The sequence below is a fragment of the Deltaproteobacteria bacterium genome (assembly GCA_013151235.1).
GTDB lineage: Bacteria > CG2-30-53-67 > CG2-30-53-67 > CG2-30-53-67 > CG2-30-53-67 > JAADIO01.
In genome coordinates, this window is the sequence record JAADIO010000063.1 from 1 (window position 1) to 9702 (window position 9702).

A 9702-nucleotide genomic window follows, 5' to 3' on the forward strand; every position below is an offset into this window, starting at 1 on the left:
TTTATGTATGTATCCTACCCAAGGCCGTCTTGTTTGAACAGGCGCATGTCGATACAACACCCGGGGGTATTTGTGAGGAAATCCGTATATGAGACACATGGGTTATTCCGTACCGATTTCAAATACGCGATGGATTATGAACTGTTACTGAGATTTTTTTTGGGCAACGTGGAATTCCGATCGTTGTCCAAACAATTAGCGAATATGCGGTTGGACGGGAAATCGGATCAAGGATGGACCAATGCATACAAAGAAGTGTTCAAAGCGAAGAAAGTAAACGGCAGAGCTGAGGTGTTAAGTGCTCTTGAATATGTTTATGCATTCATGGACAGGGGAGTAAATATAGCGTTGGACACCTTAGGTTTGCAGAAGGCCATCCCGCGCTTGAAATTCAAATTACGGTCTTGGATAAACCATGGGAAACTCCGGTGAAGATCCTGCATTTCATTTACGACGACCCGCAAAACCCATGGTGTGGCGGCGGAGGCGCATATCGGGCTCGTGTGATCAATGAACGCCTCGTCGGCGATCACTCCGTAGCTGTTGTCACGGGTAAATTCCCGGGCGCACAGAACGAGGACATAAACGGAGTTGATTACATCCGCACGGGTTCCTCTCTTTCCTATCCGGCAAGCCGTACAAGCTTCACCTTCCTGGCCCCGTTTTACATGCGCAAGCCCTGCGATATTGTCGTCGTGGACTTCTCCGCCTATGCCCCGTGTTTTGCAAGCCTCTTTACCGGGAAACCTGTGATTTATATCATGCATCATTCCATAGAATCACATTCCCTATCCGCTCATCCGCTCATGGGATTCCCGGCAACGATCTCCGAGAAAATTTTCCTGCGCCTTGCACGAAACATCATCACTCCATCCGAGGCATTGAAAGACAGGATCGTCACCGGATATCCGGGAAAGAATGTGATTGCCATACCGAACGGCGTTTCCGAAAAAATATTCAAATTAATACCCAAGGAGGAAGAATACATTCTGTTCCTCGGCAGGATCGATATTTACATGAAGGGGCTTGACATACTGATCAATGCTTTTAAGGAAGTGGACGCAAAGGGAATTCTGCTGAAGATCGCGGGCGGGGGGGAGCCCGGCAGCATGGACATGCTGCGCGACATGGTACACAAGCATCACCTGGGGAAGCATGTTAAAATACTGGGCAGGGTTTCCGATGAAGAGAAATTGAAGTTGCTGAAAGACTGTCTCTTTCTCGTGATGCCTTCCCGCTTCGAGGGATGGGGGATCACCGCACTGGAAGCAAATGCCGCCGGCAAGCCGGTCATCGGCACGAAGATCCCGGGTCTCTCCGAGGCGGTCATCGACGAGCAGACGGCTGTCCTTGTCGAACCGGAGGATGCAAAAGAGTTGACCCGGCAGATGAATCTTCTGCTCCATGACCGCGCAAAACGGGTAAAACTCGGATCAGCCGGCAGAGAACGGGCCCGACGGTTTGCCTGGAAAACCATAGCGCTTCAACAATTTGGATTCTACCGCTCAGTTCTTGATCACAGGCCCGCACCCTGACGAAGCCTGGACCGATGGATTGCCTTTTCTTAACCGGGTTTGCACTTCTTCCATCAATTTTCGGTTGACACTCAACAAATCCGCAAGGAAGGCCACCAGTATGGTCTGAAAACCAACCCCGAGCAGAATACTGGCAAAGATGAGAGATTGAATATGACCGGACCCGTTGCCGCTCACATAATAATACAGGAACCGGAGACCAACCAGGAAGCCTGCTGTAAACGCGGCGAAACCAATACTCATAAAAAACGTAAACGGTTTATATACCACAAAGATTCTGATGATGGTGATAATAGACTTCCTGACATAAGATGCAAGACTTCTTACAATTCTGGAAGGTCTTAAATCCTCGTTCACCCTGACCGGCACGGACATCACCGCCATGTTCTTCTGCCCGGCCTGAATTAGCGTTTCCAGTGTGTAGGTATATTCATTGAAAACGTTCATACGCATTGCCGCATCCCGGCTCATAGCACGAAAACCACTCGGTGCATCCTTAATCTCCGTTTTGCTGACTCCGCGCACAATCCGGCTTCCGAGTCTTTGAAGATACCTTTTCAACAACGAAAAATGTTTAATCTCATCGATCGGGCGGGCGCCCACAACAATTTCGGCCTGTCCGGATAAAACAGGAGCCACAAGGGACGGAATATCTCCCGCACAATACTGGTTGTCAGCGTCCGTATTTACGATGACATCAGCCCCTGCCCGGATGCATGCATCCAGGCCCGCCATAAATGCCCTTGCCAGCCCCTGGTTGCGCGGCAGGCGCACGATGTGGTCCACGCCGTTCGCCGATGCGACTTCCGCCGTGGCGTCGGTACTTCCATCATCTATCACAAGCCACTCAACCGAGTCAAAACCGGGCACCCGGCGTGGAAGTTCGGAGAGCGTGATCGCAAGGGTTCCTTCTTCGTTGTAGCACGGAATCTGGATCATCAACTTCATGGTGGTCACCCTTTACAGTTTTTCAAATTCATTGTCCGTGTCGTTATTCAACATATCCATCATGCATGTTCCAGACTATTATAGATTCGCACAAGTTTTTCGGCCGAAGCCCGCCAGCTGAAACGCGCGACATTCTTTCTTCCCTGTTCGAGATTGGCCTTTCTTACATGGTTGTCGTTGAGAACGGCCAGGCATTTCTCCGTGATTTCCCCGAGATCCAGAGGGTCAAACATCATGCCCGGATCATCCGCTACTTCGGGCAATGACGAGGTATTGGATATGAGCACAGGGCACCCGCAAGCCATGGCCTCCAGCGGAGGAAGGCCGAAGCCTTCCATCAGGCTGGGATAGACAAAGAGGTTTGCATGTCTATAAAATAACCCAAGATCCTCCGACGGCACATAGCCCACAAGACGGATCCGGTCACGATAACGGGATCTCGTTATGTAATCCAGCGTGGTTCGGAAATCCCAGCCTTTTTTGCCGACAACCACGAGGTCAAGATCAACTCCGTGTTTTCCCGCCAGTATCTCGTAGGCCCTGACCAAGCCCAGTAGGTTTTTGCGCGGCTCAATAGTGCCGACGAAAAGGATATAATTATTGCGTATACCATACTTCTCTTCCAGCGTGCCCCTGTTTCCCTCCGGTGCATCCCCTGCCACGGCATTGTACACGACATGGACCTTCCCGGGATCGACCCTGAATGTAGCAAGGATCTCCTTTTTTGTAAATTCGGATACGGCAATCAAGGCATCCGCTCCTTCAATCATTTTCCTGTTGAAATACCGTCCCAGCAAGTTACGTACCCGGAACTTCCTGTTGAAAGAGTAATGCTTGTAGAAGAAAAGGTCGTGTACGGTAAGAACAACCTTCGATTCCACCTTGTAGAGAAAACCGCCGGGAAGAAACCTGTGCACAACATCAAACCTTGTGGAATTCCTGTAAAGAAAGAAACTGTCCGAAAACATGCAGGGCAGATAATGGAATCTTTTATAAAGAACCTCCCTGCCGGAATACACGGGGGCCCCCGTCTTGGCATGGTGGAGCAAGGAATACCGGTTCCTGTCATCAACCGACACGATATTCTCAACCAGGTTCCGGACCACCACACCTATTCCGGACGGGTCCGTGTCCATCGGATATGTTATCAGTGCAATATCCATCACCCTCTGCCCGCAAGACATCCTTCAATATATTCTACCACGAATTGAACCCCGATGCTCTCCATACAGCGGGAATCATCATTGCAACCGAAAGCGGTTGAGGACCCCCCATAGGGATATTCGAGGCAGGGCGCACAGGGAAACCGATCTTTCTCCGGCATCAGAAAGTGTGTCCTGGAACCGCGTGGAGCCGTCCGCACCCAGTTCGTCGGACCGAAGATCCCCAGCACCTCCGTGCCGACGGCGGCCGCCATATGCATAAGACCCGAGTCATTGCACACGAAAAAGGCGCACTCCCTGATCATGGCGCCGGTCACATTCAGACAGGCGTTAACGGAAAGAGCCCTGTCCCCCCCGATCGAATTTGCAATCCGCTCCTTCTCCTTGCGCTCTTCTTCTCCGCCAAACACCAGGACCCGGTCGAAGGCCCCTCCTGCCAGAAGCCGCTTAGACACCTCGACAAACCTCCCGACCGGCCATTTCTTCCCTTTAAGCGGCCCCGCGCCCGCGTGGATTCCGAGCAGCCTCTCACCGGACCCTATTCCATGTTGACTCATAAATGCCGCCGCTTCCGCTTCGTCTTCGCGCAGAATGCGGAAAGTCAAACCTGACGGCGCCTGACCGGGTGAAATCCCCAAGGCTTCCAGAAGATTCAGATTTTGTTCCACATCATGCAGATCAGGTTGAACAGGGATCTTTACATTGGAGAGAGCGGCTAAAAAGGAACCGCTCTTTCCGTAATCATGGATTACCCCCTTCTTTGCCATGATCATAAACGGCAGCAGATGGAACTGCGGCCTGTTGGAGGGGAAACAACTCACCGCATAATCATACCTGCGCCTTAGCAGAGAGAGATACAATCCCGGCAGTCGGGATCTCTTCTGCGGAAGGATGTACGATGAACGGACCGCAGGATGGCCCCTGAACACGGCGGCCATGCCGGAATTCCCGAAGAGGCAGTCGACCTCGAACTGCTTCGATGCAAGAACAGCCTCTATAAACGGGCTCTGGAGAATCGTATTTCCGATACCGGAAACGGATATGATAAGACACCGGGAAACAGGCATGGCCTTTTGGTCATGATGCAGAATTAAAATGAAAATTCCGAACACAGGCCCCCTGCATCCGGCCGGCAGGAGGACTTCCCCATCCCGGGCGGACGGATATTCCGGCGGGACGGTAATCAGGAAGCAGGCCCATCCTACTCCACGGGTATCTCAAAAATCAAGACCTGTTTTTTCCTGACAACCTTTCCGAATATTTTCTCCAAATGTTTTTATTGCCCATCTTCCAGCGTTTCTCAACAAACCCGTTATGTGGTTGAGGCTTTGGAATCAACCCCTTTATGTTGGGAACCCGACCCAGGCAGGCCCGAAACAGCAGAAAAGAGTTGCTTCAAAATTCCGTTCATACTATTATATTTTTATTTACGTTCATTCTTGATGAAGTCGTAAAAAGTCCTTTTCCGGATTCTGTTCATGGTTCGACAGGCTCACCACGAACGGTCTATTAAGCTTTCCGAGCATGTGGTTCGGCAAGCTCACCATGCTCGGTAGCTCGCCGAACCACACGAACGGAATATCAATAACTTACATCGTTCGCCCTGAGCGGGCCTGTGCTGAGTTTATCGAAGCATCGAAGGGTTTCATGACTTTTTACGAGACCATCATTCTTCCTCCGGAGAAATAAAGCTGATGGAAACAGGGCCGTCCGGAAGAGCAGAAGAGAGAGAATTGTTTGAGCACAGGGAAAAAAGATGCTTTTCTTACGAGGACGGGTTTTTTATCGCTATCTTTCTCTACTTCGCCTTTCAGTCCTTCTATTTCGCTCTTCGGATCGCACCGGGGATCTTTCCAGACGAGACGACCCACTTCGGTCTTGCCCAAGTCTTCGCAAAACACCTGATCCCAGTAAACTCGCCTGCAACCTACCGCTACGGACTGGTCACTCACGTCCCCACCCTCTATTACTTTCTCATGGGACGGCTTCTCGCCCTCGATCCCTTCCCAGGCTCGGGACTGATATACCTGCGCTGTATCAACGTCGTCCTTGGCCTGACCGGATTCTATTTCGCCTGGCGATGGTTCCGGACCATCAGCAGATCGGCCGCGGCACGTATTCTGTTCCTGCTCCTGCTGGCCAACACACTCATGTATTCCTTCCTAGCCGGGGCGGTCAGTTACGACAACCTGACCAATCTTCTCGCCGTCGTCACCCTCTACGGCCTGACGGCCTACGCCCAAAACGGAAAGGTCGGGCAGTTTCTTCTCTTTACTGCGGCCCTCCTCGCCGGATGTCTGTCTAAAACATCCTTTCTCCCCTATGCTTTTGCTCTGGCACTTGCCGCGGCAGCAGTCATGATCACCAGGAACCGGGCAGGGAAGAAAAACAAGGAGATCCATCTCTTTCGGAATCCGTTTTCCGCCCGCAGCCATCTTCTACCCGTGGTGCTGGTCGTCCTCCTTCTAACCGGAAACGTTGTCCTCTACGGCGGCAACCTCATCCGGTATCACCACCTTGTGCCCGGAGCAATGCAGATTCTGACGGAAGATCAGGCGATGCAGAACCGGATATTCGCCCGCGACCGGATCACAGATCTTTACCGACGGGGAAAGATCTCCTGGGAACAGGCCGTAGGCATGCTCCCACTGATCCGCAACAGGGGAGACCGGGCATCCGCATACTATGGACTGGAGATTTCCGTCCGGGAAAAACGGCACCCCACCCAGCGCAAGGACCGCCTGACATACGCCTTCATCTGGAGCAAGCGGATGCTCAGCCTCATTCACGGGATTGCCGCCCACCGTATGATGCAAAAGGAAGGATATGCACTGACCCCCTACATCCTCCTCTGGCTCCTGCTCCTGGGCCGAATGACCCGGCGGATCAGAGAATCCGACCTTGCCGGATGGGCCATACCGCTCGTGTTGCTTTCCGCCTTTTACATCCTGATCCTCATGCAGGTCGTCAACTACAACAGTTACCTGAAGACATCCAGTCTTTACACCGCCGTCCAGGGACGCTACCTCTTCCCCGTCATCGTCCCCATCTACGGGCTCATGGCCCACTACCTGACCGACGGTCTCCCCCGTTACGTCCGGTGGGGAGCCGTCCTGATCATCGGAGCCGGCATGATCTACGCCGGGTTCCCCTGGTTCCTGAGCCACGCCGGACCGGAATGGTTCATCTCCTGAGCTAATTGAACCAGCGTCGGCAGGTTCTCCGCCGCTGTATACTTTTGCCGCCGGTTTTTCAAATCCCCCCCTCATCCCGGCCTTCTCCCCGCATGGGAGAAGGAGGCTGCGTATCCCGTCGACCCCATTCAGCCTGTTGATCCGGCTCGGTTACGACTTGTTCCTTTTTTATTTCCCAGATCCCCCCTGCGGCAAGAAAATCCAAATTGCAATTTACAATGGTTAACTCCTCTTGACTTTTGCCCGGCCGTTCCTGTGGAGCCCGGATTCAACTTGATCTTATGACCGCATTGTGTGAATATGGGACGGGCAAGATGAATCCCCTCTAAGCGAGACCCGTCATGTCCCTGAAAGAAGACATCATCAAGATCTTTTCCAGCCCGTCACTTCAGGATGCCCTGGAAAAGGATTGCCATGTCGATCTCGCGATACTCTTCGGCAGCGCAGCCTCCGGTAGGCAGAATCCCCGGGATCTGGACCTTGCGTTTCTCTTCCGGGAGCATCTGTCCGGGGATCAGGAAGAAAGACTCCTCGGACTTCTCAGAAGCTCGATACAGGTCGACAGGCTCGATGTGGTCTGCCTAAACCATGCCGATTGTTCCCTGCGGTACGAGGCCATCCGGAACGGGACACTCCTTTACGAATCGGAAAGCGCACGATACGCCGATTTCATCACCAGGACCTTCAAGGATTACGAAGAGATGAATTTTCTGAAACGGCACTACCACAGGGCAAAGATCGAGGAATTAAGAAGGATTGCAGATGTATAATCGTGATCTCGTCCTGAGAAAGATCGAGTCCCTGAAAAGATACCTCGACGAACTTTCGACCTTCCGGACTCTCACATTCGAGGAATACAAGGGTAAGATATCGAACTACCGGTCCGTGGAACGGCTGATCCAGTTGCTGGTGGAAGTCGCATCGGACATCAACGCCCACCTCCTCGCGAGGATGCGCGGTATCGCCGTCGAGGATTACCGCTCCTCCTTCCTGCGAATGGGTGAAACCGGTCTTCTCGACCCGGCTTTGGCGCAGGACCTCTCCAGGGCAACAGGGATGCGAAACCGGCTGGTCCATGATTATGAAAAGATCGACGACCGAACGGTCTTCAACACCATTCCTCTCGCCCTTGCCGGATTCAAAGAATACATCCGGCAGATCCTCAACCTTCTTTGATTCTCTCCGCACCCCTGGCGTTAACTGCAAAAACCAACACCACCCTCTCGCCAAGCACGCAAAGATCGCCAAGAAAGATCAAGATATATCTGCCTTTGCCCTTGATTTTGATTTTACTCCGCGTACCTTGGCGTCCTTTGCGAGATATGCCTTGGGTTTTCCCCGTGACTCCCCGTGTTCCCCGTGGTCAATTCTTTTTTGTCCGTCCACAGGAGACTTGACTCCCGCCCGGATTGGTGTAAAATCCATATCAGTAGAACCAATCAGGAGCAAGATCCCGATGAGTATCATTCAGAGAATCCTCAAGATCGATCTCCCCAAGGGACAGTCCGCCTTCCTGTGGGGACCCCGCAAGACGGGAAAGACGACCTTTCTACGCCGGCATTTCCCGGAAAGTCCCGTCTACGATTTCCTGAAGACCGACCTCTTTCTTGAATTTTCGAAGAGGCCGTCTCTTCTTCGGGAACGGATCCGGATCATGCCCTGGCGGAACTTCCTGCGGGAACTCCGGCGGGGGGAGATCATATCCTGAGGCTGCGCAGCCTCCCTCGTTTTGAAACCAAAACCATCCTCTCGCCAAGCACGCCAAGACCGCAAAGAAAAGGCAAGATCTATTCTGTCTTTGATCCTGCCTTTGATTTTGATCTTACTTGGCGTACCTTTGCGTCCTCTGCGAGAAACAGGTTTTGCCTTTGATATCTGTTGTCCACGCTCCGATCTCTGCGTGATTTCCCCCACCCCTGTGGAATAGCACGCACGGCATTCGTCAGAAAGTTACACAACAAGATCCCGACGCGCCACAACACCTTGAAACTTCAGCCAAAATATTCCACCCCCAAAAAAGAGGATTCTGGCACAGCACACCCCTTGCAGTATAGCTTGGGCAACAACAATCGGGTTTCCGGATCGAAATAGTATCGGTCGGAAAACAAAAAACAAAAAAAGGAGGTGATGCCGAGAAAACGTACGGGGTAATGGGAAGTCAGTAGTAACGACAGGAAATTTTGGACGCAACAGTAATCAACTCGAGCAGAAAGGAAACAACCATGAAAAAGATTTTAGTCATCACAGCAGCAGTGCTTCTCGCCATCGGTATGACGGCATCCTTCTCTTTCGCCGATGGCAGCGCAAACGGCATCACCGGTTCTCCCCATGACTTCTCGACAACCAGCACGCCTCATGACACTGGTGAGGTGGCCTGGAACATGCACCCCGGTGAAATTTGCCGCGTCTGCCACATCCCGCATGATGTCGAAAACCCGAATCTTAGCCTGAGCCGTCTCGGCGACATCAAAACGGACACCAGTTCCCTCATCTGGAACCGGAAACTCTCCAGCGAGACCTACGATACCTACGTCCTTGATGGTTCGCCGATGGACCAGCCTGACGGCACCTCCGTTCTCTGCCTCGGCTGCCATGACGACACCGTCGCCCTTGGAACCTTTGACAAGTATGCCGGCGGAGGCAACCCGGTCGATAGCTCCATCTCCGACATGGACAGTGAAGCCGTCATCGGCGGGAACACCGCTTCGTTGGCCCGGACCCATCCGATCTCCATCGACTATCCGTCGGACGAGACCGATAGCTTCAACGATCCTAATACCGCAAAATTCGCGAACGGAGACACCGTTGCCGATGAGCTTGAAGAAATCGGCAGCGAGCATAAGGTCCAGTGCGCCACCTGCC

11 protein-coding genes are annotated in these 9702 nt (G+C 52.6%); 7 read left to right on the forward strand and 4 right to left on the reverse strand.

Annotated elements, in window-relative coordinates; genetic code table 11:
• Positions 1–428: 428 nt before the first annotated feature.
• Positions 429–1535 carry a glycosyltransferase family 4 protein gene (locus tag GXP58_11470; GenBank protein ID NOY54211.1) on the forward strand — a complete coding sequence of 369 codons (1107 nt, stop codon included), beginning with the start codon at positions 429–431 and terminating at the stop codon, positions 1533–1535.
• Here GXP58_11470 and GXP58_11475 read toward each other — a convergent pair.
• Genes GXP58_11475 through GXP58_11485 form a run of 3 tightly spaced genes read right to left on the reverse strand, consistent with a single transcriptional unit; the run spans position 1506 to position 4413 of the window.
• Entirely contained in the window at positions 1506–2483 is a 978-nt protein-coding gene (locus GXP58_11475; GenBank protein ID NOY54212.1) for a glycosyltransferase family 2 protein, read from the reverse strand. The two genes, GXP58_11470 and GXP58_11475, sit on opposite strands and share 30 nt — an antisense overlap.
• Positions 2484–2542: 59 nt before the next feature.
• A complete protein-coding gene (locus tag GXP58_11480; protein ID NOY54213.1) occupies positions 2543–3646 on the reverse strand; it encodes a glycosyltransferase family 4 protein in 1104 nt (367 codons plus the stop codon).
• Positions 3646–4413, reverse strand: a complete 768-nt coding sequence (locus GXP58_11485; protein ID NOY54214.1) for a glycosyltransferase family 9 protein — start codon at positions 4411–4413, stop codon at positions 3646–3648. Before GXP58_11485 ends, GXP58_11480 begins: the two co-directional genes overlap by 1 nt.
• A gap of 147 nt (positions 4414–4560) precedes the next feature.
• On the opposite strand from GXP58_11485, the gene GXP58_11490 reads away from it, so the two are divergent.
• The 4 genes from GXP58_11490 to GXP58_11505 all read left to right on the forward strand — a co-directional run bounded on the left by GXP58_11490 (position 4561) and on the right by GXP58_11505 (position 8016).
• Complete coding sequence (locus GXP58_11490; GenBank protein ID NOY54215.1) at positions 4561–4740, forward strand: hypothetical protein; 180 nt, start codon at positions 4561–4563, stop codon at positions 4738–4740.
• 639 nt (positions 4741–5379) lie between these two features.
• Entirely contained in the window at positions 5380–6840 is a 1461-nt protein-coding gene (locus GXP58_11495) for a hypothetical protein (protein ID NOY54216.1), read from the forward strand.
• A gap of 341 nt (positions 6841–7181) precedes the next feature.
• The gene (locus tag GXP58_11500; protein ID NOY54217.1) at positions 7182–7610 is read left to right on the forward strand and encodes a nucleotidyltransferase domain-containing protein; all 429 of its coding nucleotides are present in this window, start codon (positions 7182–7184) and stop codon (positions 7608–7610) included.
• The gene (locus GXP58_11505; protein ID NOY54218.1) at positions 7603–8016 is read left to right on the forward strand and encodes a DUF86 domain-containing protein; all 414 of its coding nucleotides are present in this window, start codon (positions 7603–7605) and stop codon (positions 8014–8016) included. Before GXP58_11500 ends, GXP58_11505 begins: the two co-directional genes overlap by 8 nt.
• 78 nt (positions 8017–8094) lie before the next feature.
• Here GXP58_11505 and GXP58_11510 read toward each other — a convergent pair whose 3' ends face one another.
• On the reverse strand, positions 8095–8307 hold the full coding sequence (locus GXP58_11510) for a hypothetical protein (protein ID NOY54219.1): 213 nt from the start codon (positions 8305–8307) through the stop codon (positions 8095–8097).
• On the opposite strand from GXP58_11510, the gene GXP58_11515 reads away from it, so the two are divergent.
• Positions 8297–8548 carry a hypothetical protein gene (locus GXP58_11515; GenBank protein NOY54220.1) on the forward strand — a complete coding sequence of 84 codons (252 nt, stop codon included), beginning with the start codon at positions 8297–8299 and terminating at the stop codon, positions 8546–8548. The genes GXP58_11510 and GXP58_11515 overlap by 11 nt on opposite strands.
• Positions 8549–9062: 514 nt before the next feature.
• On the forward strand, positions 9063–9702 hold a 640-nt coding region (locus tag GXP58_11520), incomplete at its 3' end, for a hypothetical protein (protein NOY54221.1).

Excerpts from the sequence above, each read along its gene's own strand:
- GXP58_11475 (NOY54212.1), bottom strand. The coding sequence starts at position 2,483 with ATGAAGTTGATGATCCAGATTCCGTGCTACAACGAAGAAGGAACCCTT.
- GXP58_11480 (NOY54213.1), bottom strand. The coding sequence starts at position 3,646 with ATGGATATTGCACTGATAACATATCCGATGGACACGGACCCGTCCGGA.
- GXP58_11485 (NOY54214.1), bottom strand. The coding sequence starts at position 4,413 with ATGGCAAAGAAGGGGGTAATCCATGATTACGGAAAGAGCGGTTCCTTT.
- GXP58_11490 (NOY54215.1), top strand. The coding sequence starts at position 4,561 with ATGGCCCCTGAACACGGCGGCCATGCCGGAATTCCCGAAGAGGCAGTC.
- GXP58_11500 (NOY54217.1), top strand. The coding sequence starts at position 7,182 with ATGTCCCTGAAAGAAGACATCATCAAGATCTTTTCCAGCCCGTCACTT.
- GXP58_11505 (NOY54218.1), top strand. The coding sequence starts at position 7,603 with ATGTATAATCGTGATCTCGTCCTGAGAAAGATCGAGTCCCTGAAAAGA.
- GXP58_11515 (NOY54220.1), top strand. The coding sequence starts at position 8,297 with ATGAGTATCATTCAGAGAATCCTCAAGATCGATCTCCCCAAGGGACAG.
- GXP58_11510 (NOY54219.1), bottom strand. The coding sequence starts at position 8,307 with ATGATACTCATCGGGATCTTGCTCCTGATTGGTTCTACTGATATGGAT.